Below are 19,447 nucleotides of genomic sequence, written 5' to 3'. Positions count from 1 at the left end.
ATAGACTGTGTTTGGAGCAATTCTTTAAGCTCTTTTACGTATAATTGCATTAAAAAAGACAATAAATGCATATGTGTGGATAGCCTGGCCTAGTGTAACACGCATAAAAAATCCAACTCTCTGAATTGGATCGTAAATTAAAATCTATTGAAAGATTTACAGTTCGAATTTTATATGACAAATATGACATTTAGGAATGGTATGTCTACATATTTTTCTTCCTAAAAAGGAAAAAGCCATACCAATATCTTTCCAAATTACGTAGGATAATTGTTGCATCAATAACTTTTCAATTATGTTACCATCTTTAATTACAGGTGATAAACTTATTCTTGGTAAAATCCTAATGAGTTGTAAATCAACAATTATACCTAAGGTGTTTTTTACTGTTTTCTCCTAAGATTACATTAGTAGACTTTCTACCAATACCTTTAAATTTTACTAATTTCTTTTAAGAATTTTGAATTTTTCATCTTCTTTTATGAAATTTGCAGTTTCAAATATCCATTAAGACTTATTTTTATAATTGATAATTGTTGTTAAATAGTTTTTTATTGCATCAAAAGTTGCATTAGAAAGACTTTCAATATTAGGATATTTTTCGAAGAATTTAATGGAGTTATTATTAATATTATTATCAGAATCTTGAGCGGAAAGAATTTCCATTATTAATAATTGGTACAAATTTTTATAATCCAATGGATGTTTACTTCCTATGTATTTGTTAAAGGTTTAAGATTTACTTCCCAGTTATCAAAAAGGATTTGTTATTTAAAAGTCATAAAAAAAGAGTTCAATTTAATTAATAAAAACTGAACTCTTTTTAGTTTGTATTATTCATATTAGTTGGTCAAACCTCTTGAGATCACAATTCTTTGTATTTCAGAAGTTCCTTCGTATATCTGAGTAATTTTAGAGTCGCGCATCATTCTTTCTACATGATATTCGCTTACATATCCATTTCCGCCGTGAATTTGAACTGCCTCATTAGCAACTTCTAAGGCAATTTCTGAAGCATATAATTTGGCCATTGCACCTGAATGTGCTATGTCTTCACCATTATCTTTCTCTGTAGCTGCTTTGTGAATTAATAATCTTGCACATGTTATTTTCACATGCATGTCGGCTAATTTGAATGCAATAGCTTGGTGATTAAAAATTGGTTTACCAAAAGCCACACGTTCTTTGGAGTATTTTAAAGCTAATTCGTAAGCTCCTTGTGCTATTCCAAGTGCTTGGGATGCAATACCAATTCTTCCTCCATTTAATGTTGACATTGCAAAGGCAAAACCAAATCCGTCTTCACCTATTCTATTTTCTTTTGGTACTTTTACATCATTAAACAATAAAGTATGAGTGTCAGAACCTCGGATACCCATTTTCTTTTCCTTTGGACCTATTTCAAATCCGGGCATTCCTTTTTCAATTATAAGTACATTTATTCCTTTGTGTCCTTTTGAAGCATCTGTCTGAGCAATAACTAGATAAGTTGAAGCTGTTCCACCATTTGTAATCCAGTTTTTTGTTCCATTGACTAAATAATAGTCACCTTTATCAAGAGCTGTTGTCTTTTGAGATGTGGCATCTGATCCAGCCTCTGGTTCTGATAAACAAAAAGCTCCAATTTTTTCCCCTTTTGCTAATGGAGTTAAGTATTTGTTCTTTTGTTCTTCTGACCCATATTTTTCCAATCCTGCACAAACCAATGAATTATTCACAGACATAATTACTGCAGCAGATGCATCAATTTTTGCAATTTCTTCCATTGCTAAAACATAAGATAAACTGTCTAATCCAGCCCCACCGTATTTAGGATCTACCATCATTCCCATAAAGCCTAGTTCCCCCATTTTTTTTACTTGATCGGTTGGGAAGATAGAATGTTCATCTCTCTCAATAACACCAGGTAATAATTCTGTTTGAGCAAAATCTCTCGCAGCTTGCTGAATCATTAATTGCTCTTCGTTTAATTTGAAATCCATATTCTTAAATATAATGTTTTGAATTTATGATAAAATAAGTTGTCAAATGTACTTATTTATTAGCAATTTTTCAATAACAATTTGTAATTTTAACCCATGTTTAAGCAGAACTACAACGTTATCGGAATAATGTCAGGAACTTCACTAGATGGAGTTGATTTAGCACATGTAAAATTTTCTAAAAAGGCAAATTGGACTTTTGAAATCTTAGAAACTAGAACAGTTTCTTATGACGAAAAATGGTTAATTATTCTCAAAAATGCTGTCAATTTTTCAAGTTCTGAGTTAAACCAGCTGAATGAAGAGTATACGTTGCTTTTATCTCAAATTATCAATAATTTTATTTCAGAATACAAAATTAAAAATATTGATGCTGTATGTAATCACGGACATACCATTTTGCATAAACCTGATTTAGGTTATACTTTGCAAATTGGCAATTTATCCGTTTTAGCTCAATTGATTAAACAGAAGGTGGTTTGTGATTTTAGAGTTCAGGATGTTTTACTTGGTGGACAAGGAGCACCGCTTGTTCCAATAGGAGATAAAATGTTGTTCTCAAAATTTGATTATTGTTTAAATTTAGGAGGATTTTCTAATATTTCGTTTGATGAAAATGATAAAAGAATTGCTTTCGATATTTCTCCAGTTAACACCGTTTTGAATTTTTATGCTAATACTTTTAATCTTTCTTTTGATGACAAAGGTAATATTGCTAAATCTGGAAATTTAAATTTAGAATTATTTTCTAAATTAAATGAAATTGAGTTTTACAAATTACCTTATCCAAAATCTTTGGGAATTGAGTTTGTAAAAGATGTTGTTTTTCCAATGATTGAAAAATTTCAAATTGACTTTAGTGATATTATGAATACATTTGTTGAACATATTGCTTATCAAATTAGCAGAAACATCAAGAAAGAAAATTCCTCTATATTCATCACTGGTGGAGGAGTTTATAACGAATTTTTAATAAACAGAATTAAATTTTATTTACCTAACAATGAAATTGTTATTCCAGATCAAAAAACAATTGAATTTAAAGAAGCGTTAATTTTTGCTTTTTTAGGAGTGCTTAAATTGCGAAATGAAATCAATGTTTTAGCTTCTGTAACTGGAGCCTCAAAGGATCATAGTAGTGGGATTATTTTCACATCAAATCATAAATAACTGTTTGTAAATTAGATATCCTTTCCTAAATGTTATTAAATTACTAAAACTTTACTATTACTTTATGTAATCATAGAGAATATGTATATTTGTTGAATACAATTTTAAAGAATTAATGAAAGATTTATTACAAAAATTTGAAAATAAAGAACCAGAAATAGTTTTCAATTGGAAAGATCCTGAAACTGAAGCCGAAGGATGGACGGTTATAAACTCTCTAAGAGGAGGTGCTGCAGGTGGTGGAACTCGAATGAGAAAAGGATTAGATATGAATGAAGTGCTTTCTTTAGCCAAAACAATGGAAGTTAAATTCTCTGTTTCTGGACCAGCAATAGGTGGAGCTAAATCAGGAATAAACTTTGACCCAAGTGATCCAAGAAAAAAAGCGGTTTTAGAAAGATGGTATAAAGCGGTTTCACCACTACTTAAAAATTATTATGGAACAGGTGGTGATTTAAATGTGGATGAGATTCACGAAGTGATTCCAATGACTGAAGAATGTGGTGTTTGGCATCCTCAAGAAGGAGTTTTTAACGGTCATTTCAAACCAACGGAAGCTGATAAAATAAATAGAATAGGACAATTACGTCAAGGTGTAATTAAAGTTATTGAAAACCCTAATTTTTCTCCAGATGTTTCTCGTAAATACACTGTTGCAGATATGATTACAGGTTATGGTGTGGCAGAAGCAGTGCGTCATTATTATAATATTTATGGTGGAAATGTTAAAGGTAAAAAAGCCATTGTTCAAGGATTTGGAAATGTAGGTTCGGCAGCCGCTTTTTATTTAGCAGAAATGGGAGCTAAAGTGGTTGGTATAATTGACAGAGATGGTGGATTAATTAATGAAGAAGGATTTTCTTTCGAAGAAATTAGAAATTTATTTTTAAATAAAGATGGAAATAAATTAGTGGCTGAAAACATAATTCCATTTGATGAAATAAACAAAAGAATATGGAATATTGAAGCGCATATTTTCGCTCCTTGTGCAGCATCAAGATTAGTTCAAAAATCTCAAATTGACGAAATGATTGCTTCCGGTTTAGAAGTAATATCATGTGGTGCCAATGTTCCTTTTGCCGATAAAGAAATTTTCTTTGGACCAATTATGGAAGAAACAGATGAAAAAGTGAGTCTAATTCCTGATTTTATTTCAAATTGCGGAATGGCAAGAGTTTTTGCATATTTCATGGAGAAAAAAGTTCAAATGACTGACGAAGCTATTTTTTCTGACACATCTTCAATCATACAAAATGCTATTCAAAAAGCTTATAATTTGAATTCTGATAATAAAAATATTAGTGCAACAGCTTTTGAAATTGCATTAAAACAATTAGTTTAAAATTTAAAACAAACAAATGGAAGCAATTATAATAATAATATTTGTTCTAGGATATTTAGCTATTGCATTAGAACATAATTTAAAAATTGACAAGTTAATTCCTGCATTAGCAATGATGTCTATCTTATGGGCAATAATTGCAGTTTCTCATTTAGATGTATTTGAAATTGATACTGTTTCAAAATCACTAAAACCAGAACATTTAGAGGGTATTTTACTACATCATTTAGGAAAAACTGCAGAAATATTGGTTTTTTTATTAGGTGCAATGACAATTGTGGAAATTATTGATTATTTCGATGGTTTTTCAACAATCAAATCTTATGTAAAAACTAAAAAGAAAGCAAGACTTTTATGGTTATTTACCACTTTAGCATTCATATTGTCTGCTATTATTGACAATTTAACTGCAACAATTGTATTAATAACCATTTTACAGAAAATAGTTAAAGAAAAAGAAGTCCGTCTCTGGTATGCAGGATTAATAGTTATTGCCGCAAATGCTGGTGGTGCTTGGTCTCCAATTGGTGATGTTACAACGACTATGCTATGGATTGCAAATAAAGTTACAGCAAATAGTTTAATTGAGCATGTTTTGTTGCCTTCTATATTTTGTTATGCTGTTCCTACTTTTATTGCTTCCAGATTATCCATTTTTAAAGGTTCATTAGATATTGAAATAGAAGATAATGAAAAGCCAAAGTCTAAATTTAGTGCAACTATGTTTTATTTAGGTTTGGGTGGAATTTTATTTGTACCAATTTTTAAAACCTTCACGCACTTGCCACCTTATGTCGGTATGATGCTTTCATTAGCTATTATTGGAGTTTTTGCAGAATATTTTAGTAAATCAAAATTCAGTCTTTCTAGTTCAAATACTACTGATAACGATGGTTCTCACCACAGTCCAATACACAAATCGCTTTCTAAAATTGAAATGCCTAGTATTTTATTCTTTTTAGGAATTTTAATGTCTGTTGCTGCTTTAGAGTCATTAGGAATGTTATTTAATTTTGCAGGTGTTTTAGAAGAATCAGTTCCCTTTTTAGGGACAGAACATGCTTCGACACATATTTCCGATTTAGTAGTTCTTTTGTTAGGAGCAGGTTCAGCTGTTATCGATAATGTTCCCTTAGTTGCAGCAAGTATCGGAATGTTTTCTATACCAATTGATGAACCAGCTTGGCATTTCATTGCTTATTCTGCCGGTACAGGTGGTAGTATGTTAATTATTGGTTCTGCAGCTGGTGTTGTGGCTATGGGTATGGAAAAAATTGATTTTGTTTGGTATCTTAAAAAAATAGGTTGGTTGGCTTTAATCGGATTTTTATCAGGTTTTGCAGTCTTTGTTTTATTGAGAGACTTTTTATTAAATGCAGCTTAATACAATTTTTATAGTACATTTACGTTTTTAATACATATAATATTTTTATGAGTATATTTCTTCAAGCAGACAGTTTAGCTATTACAAATCAAACATTATTAGATGGTGAACCAGTTGTAAAAACACTTTCAATTTGGGAATTATTAACCAGTGGTGGTATTGGTGGTCAAGCCATCATTTTAGTGCTTTTTATTTTATTGTTTTTTGCATTATTTCTTTATTTTGAGAGATTAATGGCCATCAATAAAGCCAGTAAAATCGATTCTAGTTTCATGAACAACATCAAAATGAATATCATGTCTGGAAAAATTGATAACGCCAAAATGATTTGTGCTCAAACTGATTCTCCTGTAGCAAGACTTATCGAAAAAGGGGTTTCACGTATCGGAAAACCTCTTGAAGATATAAACACAGCAATTGAAAATGCAGGTGCTTTAGAATTATATAAATTAGAAAAAAATACTTCAATGTTGGCAACAATCTCTGGTGCTGGTCCAATGATTGGTTTCTTAGGAACTGTTGTGGGTATGATTCTTGCCTTTCATAAAATGGCTAGTGGTGGCGGACAAATTGAAGTAGGAGCATTAGCTGAAGGAATTTATACTGCAATGACAACAACCGTAGTTGGACTTATTGTAGGTATTATAGCTTATATCGGATACAATCACTTGGTGGTTAAAACAAATAAAGTGGTCAATCAAATGGAAGCAAACGCAGTAGATTTCCTTGACTTATTAAACGAACCAGTATAATGAAGTTAGGTAAAACAAGAAATAAAGTCTCTACCGAATTCAATATGTCTTCCATGACCGATATTGTTTTTTTGCTATTGATCTTCTTTATGCTAACATCAACAATGGTAACCACTAACGCATTAGATTTAGTGCTTCCAAAAGCAAAAGGAAAAACGGATAGTAACAAAAACACTACCGTTAACATAAATAAAGATTCCGAATTTTTTATTGATAAAAATCCAGTGGCAAAGGATCAGTTAGAAGAACAACTTTTAGCCATTCTTCCTACTGGAAACGACAAAGCTAGAGCAATAGTTCTAAGAGCCGAAAAAACAGTAGAATACGATAATATCATTTTTGTAATGGATATTGCCAATCGCAATCAAATTAAAACAGTTTTAGCCGTAAACCCCAAATAGTTTTTGATTTTTCAGGAGCTATTTCCAGCTATTCGTTACAATCTTTTTTAAAAAAAAAGGATTTTCACTACTATCTGGGCTAGGGCATTTCGTTACAATTGAAATATAGTTTTAAAAACAAAAAACAACTCCTATGAACTTGATAGAAACACCAGAAGAAAGAAAATCATTCGCCATTACATCAGGTATTTTTGTAATCATTTTGTTGTTGTGCGTTTTTTTTGGACTAACCTACATGGATCCACCACCAGAAAACGGAATTGCCGTTAACTTCGGTACAAGTGATGTAGGAAAAGGTGATGTTGAACCGGCAGAAGCACAACAAACCGCTGGTCAGCCAACACCAAGTGAACCAGAAGTTTCAAAAGATAATCTTCAAACTCAAGACGATGATTCTCCTGTAGTGGCACCAGAAAAAATTAAAAAAGTTACTAAAACTCCTCCAAAAGACACCAAAACAACAAAACCCGTTACCGAACCTGTAAAAGCTGAAACTCCAAAACTAAACACTGCTGCTTCCAATATGATAAAAGGTAAAGGCAAAACACCTTCGTCTGGAGAAGGACAAGGCGGTGGAGATGGGAATCAAGGGCAAATAAACGGGACTATTTACGGTAATTCTTACTGGGGCGATGGTTCTGGAACTGGAGTCGGAAACGGAATAAAAGCAGGTCTCAAAGGACGAAGCGTTAAAGGAAACAGTAAAGTTTTACAAGAATGTAATGAAGAAGGCACAATTGTTGTAAAAATCACAGTCAATAGAAATGGTCAAGTGATAGGAACAGAATATTCTGCATCAGGTTCAACCTCAGCAAGCAGTTGCCTAAAAAAAGCGGCCTTTGAAACAGCTAAGACCTTCAAATGGAGTGCCGCGCCAGATGCTTCCGATAAACAAATTGGATTTATAGAAGTGAAGTTCAGTTTAGGAGAATAATCGTATCACTAATGAATTATAAAGAAACTACCGAATGGCTTTTTAATCAATTGCCAATGTTTCAACTGCAAGGAGCTGCTGCTTATAAAAATGATTTGTCTAATATTTTACATTTGTCAAATCGTTTAAATAATCCAGAAAAAAACTTTCAATCTGTTCATGTAGCAGGAACCAATGGAAAAGGCTCTACTTCTTCAATGTTGGCTTCAATTCTTCAGGAGGCTGGTTATAAAGTTGGTTTGTATACTTCACCTCATTTAAAAGATTTCAGAGAAAGAATAAAGATTAATGGTGAAGAAATTACAAAAGATTATGTAGTAGAATTTGTTAGTAATTACAAGTCTTTTTTTGAAGAAAATCAATTGAGTTTCTTTGAAATGACAGTAGGCTTAGCTTTTAAATATTTTGCTGATAAAGAAGTAGATATTGCTGTTATTGAAGTTGGAATGGGAGGAAGATTAGATGCAACTAATATAATCAATCCTATTGTTTCAGTTATTACAAATATAGGTTTAGATCACACTCAGTTTTTAGGCGACACAATTGGCTTAATCGCTATAGAAAAAGCTGGAATTATTAAAAAGAACACTCCCGTTGTTGTAGGGGAATATCTTAATGAAACTCAAAAAGTATTTGTAGAAATTGCCCAAAATAATAAAGCTCCAATTTATTTCGCACAAGATAATCATTTTGACGATTTGCCATGTGGCTTGCTAGGAGATTATCAAATTCAAAATAAAAAAACTGTATTACAAACTATAGAATTGATTCAAACAAAATTTAATATTTCCGAACTACATGTCAAGTTAGGATTATTAAACGTAGTTAAAAACACAGGACTATTGGGTAGATGGCAGCAAATACATGAACAACCGACTGTTATTTGTGATACAGCACACAATGCTCATGGACTAAAAATTGTTTTTAACCAGATAAAAAAACAAAATTTTGAAAAACTTCATATTGTCTTAGGGGTTGTGAATGATAAAGATTTAGATACTATTTTACCATTATTTCCAAAAAACGCATTTTTTTATTTTTGCAAACCAAATATTTTTCGAGGATTAGATGCTGCAATTTTGAAAGAAAAAGCATCTAAATTCAACCTTTCTGGCGAAATATATAATTCTGTTTCAGAGGCTTACAATATAGTATTAAATACAGCTTCTAATAATGATTTTGTATACGTAGGAGGAAGTACTTTTGTTGTTGCAGAAATAATTTAATTTTTTTTACAAAAAAGTTTGCAACTTAAAAAAAGTAGTGTATATTTGCACTCGCAATACGGAACAAGTATGGCGAAATAAAATAGGGCGATTAGCTCAGCTGGTTCAGAGCACCTCGTTTACACCGAGGGGGTCGGGGGTTCGAACCCCTCATCGCCCACAATAAAAAAGCAACTCAATTGAGTTGCTTTTTTATTTTATAGTTTTTAAATATATTCCAAACTCCTTTCTAAAGCCATTCCTCTAGATCCCTTAATTAGAATTAGGTTGTTGTTAAAATTTGCAGACTGTAATGTAGTAGAAAAATCTTCAAACGTCTCAAAAAATTCAATTTCTTTAATTTTTTGTTTGCAACTATAAAAATGTTTTCCAATTAAAAACACTTTTATTTCTGGTTGAGTAAGTAATAATTCAACAATTTTTTGATGTTCTTTATGACTTTCATCTCCAAGTTCAAACATATCGCCTAAAATCGCTATTTTCGGAGCTTCTGACAGCTGAAAAAAGTTTTCTAATGCAACAGTCATGCTGCTAGGGTTTGCGTTGTAAGCATCTAATATAATGTTATTCTCGTTTTTTTGAATCATTTGAGAACGATTGTTTTCTGGAATATAATTTTCTATCGCTTTTTTAATTTCTGTATCCTCAATTTTAAAATAGGTTCCAATGGCAATAGCTGCATTTATGTTGTTAGCATTATATATGCCAATTAAATGAGATTGAATTTTGATCTCATTATATACTATTTTTACCATTGGATTTGCTTCAACAGATGAAATATAAACATTTGCATTGGTGCTAACTTGAGAAAAAGTATATTTATTCGTATTGTGAGTTTTTTCAATTTGTATTGGGTCATCTAAATTCACAAACGCCATTTTACTATTTTCGTTCAAATAATTATACATTTCGCTTTTACCTTTTATAACTCCCTCTATACCTCCAAAGCCTTCTAAGTGAGCTTTTCCAAAATTAGTAACATACCCAAAATCAGGTGCAGCAATCGAACATAAAAATTCAATTTCTTTTTTATGATTTGCACCCATTTCTATGATTCCGATTTCAGTATCTTTAGTCAGTCGCAATAAAGTTAGTGGAACACCAATATGATTGTTTAAATTACCTATTGTGGCTATAGTTTTGTATTTTTTTGATAAAACGGAATTTATTAATTCTTTAGTTGTAGTTTTTCCATTACTCCCAGTTAAACTAATGATTGTAGTTTTTAATTGCTTTCTGTGATGGTTTGCTAGTTGTTGTAGTGTGTTTAAACTGTTTTCTACTAAAAGAGTTCGTTCATCAATATAAAACGCTTTATTATCAATAACAACATATTTTGCACCATTATAAAGTGCTTTCTCTGCAAACGTATTAGCATCAAAGTTTTCTCCTTTTAAAGCTACAAAAAAGGTGCTATTTGTTATTTTTCTTGTATCTGTTGAAACAGATTCGCATTCTAAAAATTTAGAATAAATAGTTTTTAATTCCATAAAGTAAAGATATAAAAAAAGCCCTTTTTAAAAGGGCTTTTTTTAAGTGTGTAAGAAATTAATTTCTTGCTTTTTTCTTGTTTGACTTTGGACCAACTTTAGACATTGCACATCTAAATCCTATATAATCAGTAGCCATATCTTGTGGGAAATATCTTCTTGAAGCTGGATCTAACCAATAAGCTCTATCTCTCCATGAACCACCTTTGTATACTCTTACATTATCGTCAACTAAAGATTTTCTTTCTTTTTTGTCGTATTGTTTTAATAAATTACCCAAGCTATCTTTAGATACAGAATGTTTAGGAGAGTCGTACATTCTATTTTTATCTGATTCTGCTGCGGTTTCCTCATCAGTATTTCCAAAATTGAAATATCTAGAAGATTGTCTATCACCATCTCTGTAATTTCTGTTGTCAGATGTTGAGAATTGTGTTCTTAAGTAAGTTTCATTTTCATCAACTGGTATTTGAGCAATTTGTCCAGGTAAATTACGAGCGTATATTTTGCCGTTACTTACTGTGTCGTAGGCAATTCCTTCAGTAGTAACTATTTCAACAGTACCATCTTCACCTATTTTATTTTTTAAGTAAACATTACCTCTATAATAGTTAAAATCGTTTGCTTCGTCATCAACCATAGGTCTGTAAACATCGGCAACCCATTCAGCAACATTTCCTGCCATATCATACAACCCAAAATCATTTGGAGCATAAGATTTAACATATTGTGTAATATCAGCACCATCATCAGACCAACCAGCAATTCCGCCGTAATCTCCTTTACCTTGTTTAAAGTTAGCTAATTGATCACCTCTTTTTTGTCTTTTACCACTTCTAGTATATTGACCATTCCAAGGGTATTTTTTCTGCCCTTTGTATAAATTATATTCTCTATTTCCTACTAAAGCAATTGCTGCATATTCCCATTCCGCTTCTGTTGGTAGTCTATATTCTGGTAAAATAATACCAGAACTTCTTTGAGCGTATACATTAGTTGGTTCTTTACCACTAGCTGATGCTGGTGGTGTTTTGCCTCTTTTACCTTTTAAAACTATATCTTCGTTTCCACCATAAGTTTTCGTTGGAGCTGCTAAGTATGTTTCGGTATCAAAAGATGCTTCAGCAGAAACTTCATTGATTTTAGCATCTTTTTTAAGATAACCTTCTCTTTCAAGAATGTTTTCATTTACACGATTAGTTCTCCATTTACTAAATTCAACTGCCTGAATCCAAGTAACACCAACAACTGGGTAATTTGAATATGCAGGATGTCTTAAGTAGTTGAGAGTCATAGTTTCGTTGTATCCTAATCTATCTCTCCAAACTAATGTATCAGGAACTACACCATTATAAATATTTTGGTAGCTTTCTTCTGTTGGAGGAAAAACGGTTTTAACCCAATATAAATATTCAGTATACATGAAGTTTGTTACTTCTGTTTCATCCATAAAGAAAGATTGAACGTGTTGTTGATTAGGTGCATTGTTCCAATCGTGCATAACATCGTCTTGAACTTTACCCATAGTAAATGTTCCTCCTTCAACCGGAACCATTCCTGGTGGTGTCTCTTGTTGCTTGAATTTAGAATTATACTGAAATCCACCTTTTTTGTCATTGACTTTCCATCCAGTAGCCGAAGAAGCCCCTTTTGAACTACCTTTTTTGCTACAACTCGTAAAGCTGGCAATAAAAGCAACAGCTAAAAATACGTGTAATGCCTTGATTTTGATACTTTTCATACTTTAAGTAGGTAATAAATTTTGCGTTGCAATTTAGTAATTAACTTGTAATTTGCAACAATTATTCGATTTTTTTTAAAACAATTTTCACATCGCTACAATTTCATAACGAACAAAATTTATTTTTATTATAATTTTTTTGTTTAGATAAAAAAAATAGTATCTCTTTGTAATAATTTAAAACGATTTCCGTTTTCGTAAAGATGAAAAAGAAGCATATTATATTAATTTTACTTTTGTGTATTGTACAATTAATTTTTTCTCAATCCAAAGAGACTATACAATTGGATTGGAAAGAAACCTTTTTTAGTATTGATAATATTCAAATTAAAGTTCCTGGTTTTGATAAAGATCATTTTGAATTTGATGGAGTTGCTAGTAAAATTTATTTCAAAAAAGTGTATTTAGATGTAAATTTTAATGACTTAGAATTGGTTAATTTTCAAACAGAAACAATTTCTGAATCTGCATTATTTGATCTTAAAAAACAAGGTTTAGAAACTGGTATTAATTTTAGTTCATCGTCAACTCTAGCTAGAAATCAGCGTCTTGTTTCTCTTTCTTTCAATCCTATTTTTTTTGACAAAGGTGTAATTAAAAGAGTGATTTCTATTGAAATAAATAAAATTAACAATTCCAATAAGATTTCTTCAAATTATTCAACTCAAAATATTGTAAACAGTGTTTTAACAAGTGGTGATTTTTATCGTTTTTCTATAGAGAAAAGTGGTGTTTACAGATTGTCAAAAAGTTTTTTAGAAAGTATTGGATTCAATACTAATACCGATCCAAGAACAATTAAAATATATGGCAATGGTGGAAGAATGATTCCTTTGTTGAACAGTATTCCACATCCATCTGATTTAGAAGAAAATGCCATCGAGTTTGTTGGTGAAGAAGACGGTCGTTTTGATAACCAAGATTACATTTTGTTTTATGCAGAAGGTGTAGATGTTTGGAACAGCGAAAGTCAAACACATGTTAATTTGTTTGAAGAAAAAGCGTATTATTTTGTGACTTCCTCTTTTGGAAATGGAAAAAGAATTCAACAGGCAACGCAGCCAACAAGTAATCCTTCTACTACTTTTACTTTATTTGATGACTATACTTTTTATGAAAAAGATTTGTTTAATTTGGGTAAATTAGGTAGAAAATGGGTTGGTGAAGAATTCAATATTGAAACAACTATGGATTTTGATTTTGATATTCCTAATTTAAATACTTCTTTTCCAGTTAATGTTTATATCAACTTGGTTTCTGCTTCGCAAGGAAATGCTTTTTTTAAAGTAAAAGTTAACAACCAAAATTTGTCTAATGTTAATTTTTTATCACTCAGTGCTGTTCAATATGTTTCTGGTGTAGAAAACATTGTAAATCAAGATATAAATGTAGCGGGTTCTGCCATTAAAGTAAGTTTAGATTACGATAAAAATGGAGTGCCTTCCTCTAAAGGATATCTTGATTATATTGCCATTCGTTCAAAAAGAAATTTAGTAGGTTACAATAAGCAATTTTTGTTTAAAAACGAAGCACAACAAAATAACATTGGCGTTGGACAATATAGCATTACATCTGCCTCAAATATTTCAAGAGTTTGGGATGTTACTGATATTTACAACGTTTCAAGTTATTTGAATGACAGTCAGTCCACCTTTAACTTTAAAGTTAATTTAGGTACAGAAAGAAAATATGTAGCTGTGGATTTAAATGATACGTTCACACCTTCAAGAGTAACTAATTCAAAGGTGGTTAATCAGAATTTGAAAGGAACTATTTTTCTAAATAATCAGGGTGCTTTTCAAGACATTGACTATCTAATTATTACTCCAAAATTTTTATTGAATCAAGCTGAAAAACTAGCGCAGTTTCACAGAAATTATTTTTCTTATAATGTAAAAGTCGTAACATTAGAAAAAATTTACTTAGAGTTTGGTTCTGGTAGACAAGATATTGCAGCAATAAGAAATTTCATCAAATACATTTATCACAATGCCTCAACAGACTCTAAAAGAGTGAAATTTGTAAATTTATTTGGAGATGCTTCTTTCGATTATAAAAATAGAATTCCAAATAACACCAATGTTGTTCCTGTTTTTCATGGATTAAATCCTAATCAAAGTCCTGTCAATAATTTCACTAATTTCTCATTGATTAACACTTTTATGGCTGATGATTTTTTTGCTTTATTGGATGATAATGAAGGAAATATGGTAGGTGCTTTTGATGGGCTAGATGTGGCTGTTGGTAGAATGTTAGTAAACAATACTATGCAAGCTGATGAAATGGTGGAAAAAGTAATTGGATATTATGATGTAGAATCATACGGAAGATGGAGAAATAATTATGCAATTTTAACCGATGATGCTCAAAATTATACCGATGTTGGGCTTCAATTTGACTTAAACAATTTAATAGATGATTTGAACGATGCAAATCCATTTATTAATGTTCAAAAAATTCATACCGATGCATACATTCAGGAAGTTTCGGCTGGTGGTGACAGATATCCAAAAGCAGCTTCTGATTTTATTGATGCTTTCGAAAAAGGAGCCTTAGTATTGAATTATTACGGTCATGGTGGTGAAAATGGTTTTGCTAGTGAACGTTTGTTTGAAATTAACTCAGCGATTAATCTTAACAATAAATTTAATTTACCATTACTTGTTACTATGACCTGTGATTTCACAAGGTTTGATAATCCTTTCAAAGAAACGGGAGGTGAGTATACATATTGGAATAAAAATGGTGGTGCAATTGCTCTAATATCAACCACAAGGCCTATTTTTATTCCAGTAGCTTTGAGCATGAATAATGTTTTTAATTCTTTTTTATATCAGCCTCAAAATAACGTTCAACTAACCATTGGTGAAGCTCTTAGAAGAGCAAAAATTTTAAATACTAATCCAAACAGAAGAGTTGTTTCTTGTATTGGTGATCCAGCATTAATGTTGGCAATTCCGAAGCCAAAAGTAGTTTTAACTAAGATTAACAATGTGCCTGTTTTGCAAAATACAGAAGTTTTAAATGCATTAAGTTATGCTACATTAGCGGGTGAAATTACGGACAATAATGGCAATTTATTATCCAATTATAACGGAGATTTAGCGGTCCAAATTTTTGATAAAGAAATCAATAGAGTAACGCTTGGTAATGATGGTTTAACTGGTCAAAATCCAGGAGGAAGTACTTATGCTGGAAATTTTTATCCTGCAAATACGCTTATTCAAATGCCATTTAAAACACTTGGTGAAACTATTTTTAGAGGTAATGCCTCAGTAGTTAATGGTAAATTTGAGTTTGGTTTTGTTGTTCCAAGAGATATAAAAATTCCAATTGGAACAGGTAAAGTAAGTTTTTATGCTAAGGCAAATCAGCCTAATTTACAAGATCAAACAGGTTATGATTTTTCTGTGAATATTGGAGGCATAAATTTGAATGCTCCTGAAGATAATATTCCGCCAACCGTAAAATTATACATGAATGACACTAATTTCGTATATGGTGGTATTACCAATGAATCCCCATTCTTTTTGGCCTATTTAGAAGATCAAAACGGAATGAATACGGCCAGTGGAATTGGTCATGATATGATTGCAATTTTAGATGGAAATGAATTGGAGCCTTACATTTTAAATGATTATTATGAAACTGAAAATGATAATTATCAAAAAGGATTGATAAAGTTTCCTTTCAGAAATTTGAGTCCTGGATTGCATACTATTACTTTTAAAGCATGGGATGTTTACAATAATTTAGTTACTGCAGAAATTCAATTTATTGTAGTTGGTGACGAAAATATTAAGTTGGAAAATGTTCTTAATTACCCAAACCCGTTTGTGAGTTATACAGAGTTTTGGTTTAATCACAACCGTCCAAATGAACTTTTAAACGTTCAAGTTCAAATACTTACGGTGACCGGTAAAATAGTTAAAACTATAAATCAATCTGTTGAAACTGAGGGTTTTTTAAGTAGAACAATTAAATGGGACGGTAGAGATGATTTTGGTGATAAAATCGGAAAAGGAGTTTATGTTTATAAACTAACCGTTCAGTCTACTGTAGACAATAAAAAAGTAGAAAAATACGAGAAACTTGTATTACTTTAATAAAGTTATATATTTGTAAATTAAATTGATTATGATGAAAAAAATCGGATTACTAATTGTGTTTTTAAGTACATTGATTGCACAAGCACAAGAGAGAGTAATAACAACAGCTGTTCCATTTCTTTTAATTTCTGGAGATGCTAGAGGGGCTGGACTTGGTGATATGGGTGTTGCAACTTCAACAGACGCTTATTCCCAACAATACAATCCTGCAAAATATGCCTTTGCATTAAGCGGTCAAGGGTTTTCTGCAAGTTATACTCCATATCTAACAGATATCGCTAACGATATTTCTTTAGGTCAGGTGACGTATTACAACAGATTAAATGAGAAAAGTGCTTTTGCAGGAAGTTTAAGGTATTTTAGTCTTGGTGATATTGAACTTAGACGTTCTTTTGAAGACATTGGACGAACAGTAACGCCTAATGAATTAGCGATTGATTTATCTTATTCCTTAAAATTAGATGAAAGATTTTCTATGGCTGTAGGAGGACGATTTATCAGCTCAAGTTTAAAAATTCCAGATGAAAATAACGATGCGTCAGCAGCTTCTACTTTTGCTTTTGATGTAGCTGGTTTTTATCAATCAGAAGAAATTGCTTACGATGATTTTAATGGTCGTTGGAGAGCAGGGTTCAACTTTCAAAATATGGGGCCAAAAATCAGTTATGATAACGATGCGTTAAACAATAATTTTCTCCCTTCAAATTTAAGACTTGGAGCAGGTTTCGATTTTATTTTTGACGATTACAATAAAGTTTCTGTTGGTGCTGAGGTTACTAAACTATTAGTGCCAACTCCTCCAAGAGTTTTTACAACCGCAGATGTTGATTATAATGAAGACGGAAGTATTGATGATGATGATGTTGATTTTATTAATGCAAAAAATTATGCTGATTATAGAAAAACCAATTGGGTTTCTGGAATGTTCAAGTCTTTTAATGATGCTCCAGATGGATTTTCTGAAGAACTTAAAGAATTTACTTGGTCATTAGGAACTGAATATTGGTACCAAGATTCATTTGCATTGAGATTGGGTTATTTTAATGAAAGTTTAGATAAAGGAGCTAGAAAATTTTTAACATTAGGAGCAGGTTTTAAATATAATGTTGTTAAAATTGATATTTCATACTTGTTCTCAGCTTCAAGAGTGAAAAACCCTTTAGAAAATACGTTGCGTTTTTCACTGACATTTAACTTTGGTGAAGAATATTACGAATATTAATATTAAGTCATAAAAAAATATATAATCCAAATTCTTAATTTAGAATTTGGATTTTTTTTCCCTTCTAAATAAATATAAATGAGAGAATTAAATATAAATACAGCTTTTAAAGTTTATGATACTGTCAACGAATTAGATGCTGCAACTAAGTTGTTGATGGAGCAAGCCATTGAGGTAAGAAAAACAGCTTATGCTCCTTATTCAAAATTTTCTGTTGGAGCAGCTTTAGAATTGGATAATGGAGAAGTTGTTTTAGGAACAAATCAAGAAAACGCAGCCTATCCTTCTGGATTGTGTGCAGAACGCGTGGCAATATTTTATGCAGGTTCTCAATTTCCAAACGCTAAGGTTTTAAAAATTTGCATAACAGCTTCCCCAAATGATAGAGATTCTGATATTCCAATTCCACCCTGTGGAGCTTGCAGACAATCGATTGCAGAATATGAATTCAAACAAGAAAAACCTATTGAAATTTATTTTATGGGAGCCAAAGGAGAAGTCTATAAATCAGAATCTTTAAAGAATTTACTACCCTTTATGTTTGATAAAAACTACCTATAACGTTTTCGTTAATTGTTTTTGATGAATTATCAATAAAAAAACAAAAAATCATGAAATTTAATTTTTTCAATAAGCAAGGAAATAGTATTTTTGCTAATTATGAAGTTAATTTCATCAAATAATAGCAAAAAATGAAGCCAATTACAAAAGAAGTGTACCTAAAATGGTACGAAGAAATGCAGTTTTGGAGAAAATTCGAAGACAAATTAGCTGCACTTTATATCCAACAAAAAGTTAGAGGATTTTTACATTTATATAATGGTCAAGAAGCTGTTTTAGCTGGAGCATTACATGTAATGGAATTAGGTGGAAAAGATAAAATGATTACAGCTTATCGTAATCACGTTCAGCCAATCGGAATGGGTGTTGATCCAAAAAGAGTTATGGCTGAATTGCTTGGAAAAGTAACAGGTACTTCTAAAGGAATGGGTGGTTCAATGCATATTTTCTCTAAAGAACATGGTTTTTATGGAGGACATGGTATTGTTGGAGCTCAAATCCCAGTTGGAGCTGGAATGGCATTTGCGGATAAATATTTTGAAACAGGCGGTGTTACTTTAACTTATTTTGGTGATGGTGCCGCACGTCAAGGTTCACTTCATGAAGCTTTTAATATGGCAATGACTTGGAAATTACCAGTAGTATTCATCTGTGAAAACAATGGATATGCAATGGGAACTTCTGTAGAAAGAACAGCAAATCATACGGATATTTGGAAGCTTGGTTTAGGTTACGAAATGCCTTGTGGACCAGTAGACGGAATGAATCCTGTCAAAGTAGCCGAAGCAATGCATGAAGCAATGGAAAGAGCACGTCGTGGTGACGGACCAACTTTTCTAGAAATGAAAACATACAGATATAGAGGTCACTCCATGTCTGATGCACAATTATACAGAACAAAAGACGAAGTTGAAGAATACAAAAAAATTGATCCAATCACACAAATTTTGGATGTCATAAAAGAAAATAACTACGCTACAGAAACTGAAATTGAGACAATCGATGCTAGAGTTAAGGATTTAGTAGAAGAATGTGCAACGTTTGCTGAAGAATCAGATTTTCCTGAAATTCAACAATTATACGATGTAGTGTACGAACAAGAAAATTATCCATTCATACCTCATAAATTATAA

At 31.5% G+C, this 19,447-nt stretch carries 15 protein-coding genes and 1 tRNA gene; 12 read left to right on the top strand and 4 right to left on the bottom strand.

Translation table 11 applies throughout. The features are described 5' to 3' along the window. Positions 1 to 507: 507 nt before the first annotated feature. Positions 508 to 666: a hypothetical protein gene (locus tag ACTF56_RS05655; protein ID WP_438965934.1), complete on the bottom strand. Its 159-nt coding sequence runs from the start codon at positions 664 to 666 to the stop codon at positions 508 to 510. Positions 667 to 842: 176 nt separating this feature from the next. Continuing rightward, positions 843 to 1,982: an acyl-CoA dehydrogenase gene (locus ACTF56_RS05650; protein ID WP_438965933.1), complete on the bottom strand. Its 1,140-nt coding sequence runs from the start codon at positions 1,980 to 1,982 to the stop codon at positions 843 to 845. 96 nt (positions 1,983 to 2,078) lie between these two features. Here ACTF56_RS05650 and ACTF56_RS05645 point away from each other — a divergent pair, with 96 nt between their 5' ends. The 8 genes from ACTF56_RS05645 (at position 2,079) to ACTF56_RS05610 (ending at position 9,351) form a co-directional block, all read left to right on the top strand. Beyond that, positions 2,079 to 3,152 (top strand): anhydro-N-acetylmuramic acid kinase, encoded by a 1,074-nt coding sequence (locus tag ACTF56_RS05645; protein WP_438965932.1) that lies wholly within the window; start codon positions 2,079 to 2,081, stop codon positions 3,150 to 3,152. A 115-nt stretch (positions 3,153 to 3,267) separates the two neighbouring features. Continuing rightward, entirely contained in the window at positions 3,268 to 4,494 is a 1,227-nt protein-coding gene (locus ACTF56_RS05640) for a Glu/Leu/Phe/Val dehydrogenase dimerization domain-containing protein (protein ID WP_438965931.1), read from the top strand. A 16-nt stretch (positions 4,495 to 4,510) separates the two neighbouring features. Beyond that, a complete protein-coding gene (gene nhaD, locus ACTF56_RS05635; protein ID WP_438965930.1) occupies positions 4,511 to 5,878 on the top strand; it encodes a sodium:proton antiporter NhaD in 1,368 nt (455 codons plus the stop codon). Positions 5,879 to 5,925: 47 nt separating this feature from the next. Continuing rightward, entirely contained in the window at positions 5,926 to 6,630 is a 705-nt protein-coding gene (locus ACTF56_RS05630) for a MotA/TolQ/ExbB proton channel family protein (RefSeq protein ID WP_438965929.1), read from the top strand. Further along, a complete protein-coding gene (locus tag ACTF56_RS05625) occupies positions 6,630 to 7,031 on the top strand; it encodes an ExbD/TolR family protein (protein ID WP_438965928.1) in 402 nt (133 codons plus the stop codon). Before ACTF56_RS05630 ends, ACTF56_RS05625 begins: the two co-directional genes overlap by 1 nt. Positions 7,032 to 7,164: 133 nt before the next feature. Beyond that, complete coding sequence (locus ACTF56_RS05620; RefSeq protein WP_438965927.1) at positions 7,165 to 7,965, top strand: energy transducer TonB; 801 nt, start codon at positions 7,165 to 7,167, stop codon at positions 7,963 to 7,965. A gap of 11 nt (positions 7,966 to 7,976) precedes the next feature. Next, complete coding sequence (locus ACTF56_RS05615; protein WP_438965926.1) at positions 7,977 to 9,191, top strand: bifunctional folylpolyglutamate synthase/dihydrofolate synthase; 1,215 nt, start codon at positions 7,977 to 7,979, stop codon at positions 9,189 to 9,191. 85 nt (positions 9,192 to 9,276) lie between these two features. Continuing rightward, a tRNA-Val gene (locus ACTF56_RS05610) sits at positions 9,277 to 9,351 on the top strand. 46 nt (positions 9,352 to 9,397) lie between these two features. Here ACTF56_RS05610 and ACTF56_RS05605 read toward each other — a convergent pair. Both ACTF56_RS05605 and gldJ read right to left on the bottom strand, forming a co-directional pair. Next, entirely contained in the window at positions 9,398 to 10,681 is a 1,284-nt protein-coding gene (locus tag ACTF56_RS05605; RefSeq protein ID WP_438965925.1) for a UDP-N-acetylmuramoyl-tripeptide--D-alanyl-D-alanine ligase, read from the bottom strand. Between the two features lie 58 nt (positions 10,682 to 10,739). Further along, on the bottom strand, positions 10,740 to 12,422 hold the full coding sequence (gene gldJ / locus ACTF56_RS05600) for a gliding motility lipoprotein GldJ (RefSeq protein ID WP_438965924.1): 1,683 nt from the start codon (positions 12,420 to 12,422) through the stop codon (positions 10,740 to 10,742). 203 nt (positions 12,423 to 12,625) lie between these two features. Here gldJ and porU point away from each other — a divergent pair, with 203 nt between their 5' ends. The 4 genes from porU to pdhA all read left to right on the top strand — a co-directional run bounded on the left by porU (position 12,626) and on the right by pdhA (position 19,447). Continuing rightward, positions 12,626 to 16,528 carry a type IX secretion system sortase PorU gene (gene porU / locus ACTF56_RS05595; protein ID WP_438965923.1) on the top strand — a complete coding sequence of 1,301 codons (3,903 nt, stop codon included), beginning with the start codon at positions 12,626 to 12,628 and terminating at the stop codon, positions 16,526 to 16,528. Positions 16,529 to 16,562: 34 nt separating this feature from the next. Further along, positions 16,563 to 17,753 (top strand): type IX secretion system outer membrane channel protein PorV, encoded by a 1,191-nt coding sequence (gene porV / locus ACTF56_RS05590; protein ID WP_438965939.1) that lies wholly within the window; start codon positions 16,563 to 16,565, stop codon positions 17,751 to 17,753. A gap of 78 nt (positions 17,754 to 17,831) precedes the next feature. Then, positions 17,832 to 18,314, top strand: a complete 483-nt coding sequence (gene cdd / locus ACTF56_RS05585) for a cytidine deaminase (protein ID WP_438965922.1) — start codon at positions 17,832 to 17,834, stop codon at positions 18,312 to 18,314. A 131-nt stretch (positions 18,315 to 18,445) separates the two neighbouring features. Then, a complete protein-coding gene (pdhA, locus tag ACTF56_RS05580) occupies positions 18,446 to 19,447 on the top strand; it encodes a pyruvate dehydrogenase (acetyl-transferring) E1 component subunit alpha (protein WP_438965921.1) in 1,002 nt (333 codons plus the stop codon).

The organism is Flavobacterium sp. (assembly GCF_965657075.1).
Taxonomy (GTDB): Bacteria; Bacteroidota; Bacteroidia; order Flavobacteriales; family Flavobacteriaceae; genus Flavobacterium.
Note: the sequence above shows the minus strand (reverse complement) of the source record. Positions and strands in the feature narration are given on the sequence as shown.

What these genes read in the sequence shown, in the direction of transcription:
- ACTF56_RS05655 (WP_438965934.1), bottom strand. Translation starts at nt 666, where the DNA reads ATGGAAATTCTTTCCGCTCAAGATTCTGATAATAATATTAATAATAAC.
- ACTF56_RS05650 (WP_438965933.1), bottom strand. Translation starts at nt 1,982, where the DNA reads ATGGATTTCAAATTAAACGAAGAGCAATTAATGATTCAGCAAGCTGCG.
- ACTF56_RS05645 (WP_438965932.1), top strand. Translation starts at nt 2,079, where the DNA reads ATGTTTAAGCAGAACTACAACGTTATCGGAATAATGTCAGGAACTTCA.
- ACTF56_RS05640 (WP_438965931.1), top strand. Translation starts at nt 3,268, where the DNA reads ATGAAAGATTTATTACAAAAATTTGAAAATAAAGAACCAGAAATAGTT.
- nhaD (WP_438965930.1), top strand. Translation starts at nt 4,511, where the DNA reads ATGGAAGCAATTATAATAATAATATTTGTTCTAGGATATTTAGCTATT.
- ACTF56_RS05630 (WP_438965929.1), top strand. Translation starts at nt 5,926, where the DNA reads ATGAGTATATTTCTTCAAGCAGACAGTTTAGCTATTACAAATCAAACA.
- ACTF56_RS05625 (WP_438965928.1), top strand. Translation starts at nt 6,630, where the DNA reads ATGAAGTTAGGTAAAACAAGAAATAAAGTCTCTACCGAATTCAATATG.
- ACTF56_RS05620 (WP_438965927.1), top strand. Translation starts at nt 7,165, where the DNA reads ATGAACTTGATAGAAACACCAGAAGAAAGAAAATCATTCGCCATTACA.
- ACTF56_RS05615 (WP_438965926.1), top strand. Translation starts at nt 7,977, where the DNA reads ATGAATTATAAAGAAACTACCGAATGGCTTTTTAATCAATTGCCAATG.
- ACTF56_RS05605 (WP_438965925.1), bottom strand. Translation starts at nt 10,681, where the DNA reads ATGGAATTAAAAACTATTTATTCTAAATTTTTAGAATGCGAATCTGTT.
- gldJ (WP_438965924.1), bottom strand. Translation starts at nt 12,422, where the DNA reads ATGAAAAGTATCAAAATCAAGGCATTACACGTATTTTTAGCTGTTGCT.
- porU (WP_438965923.1), top strand. Translation starts at nt 12,626, where the DNA reads ATGAAAAAGAAGCATATTATATTAATTTTACTTTTGTGTATTGTACAA.
- porV (WP_438965939.1), top strand. Translation starts at nt 16,563, where the DNA reads ATGAAAAAAATCGGATTACTAATTGTGTTTTTAAGTACATTGATTGCA.
- cdd (WP_438965922.1), top strand. Translation starts at nt 17,832, where the DNA reads ATGAGAGAATTAAATATAAATACAGCTTTTAAAGTTTATGATACTGTC.
- pdhA (WP_438965921.1), top strand. Translation starts at nt 18,446, where the DNA reads ATGAAGCCAATTACAAAAGAAGTGTACCTAAAATGGTACGAAGAAATG.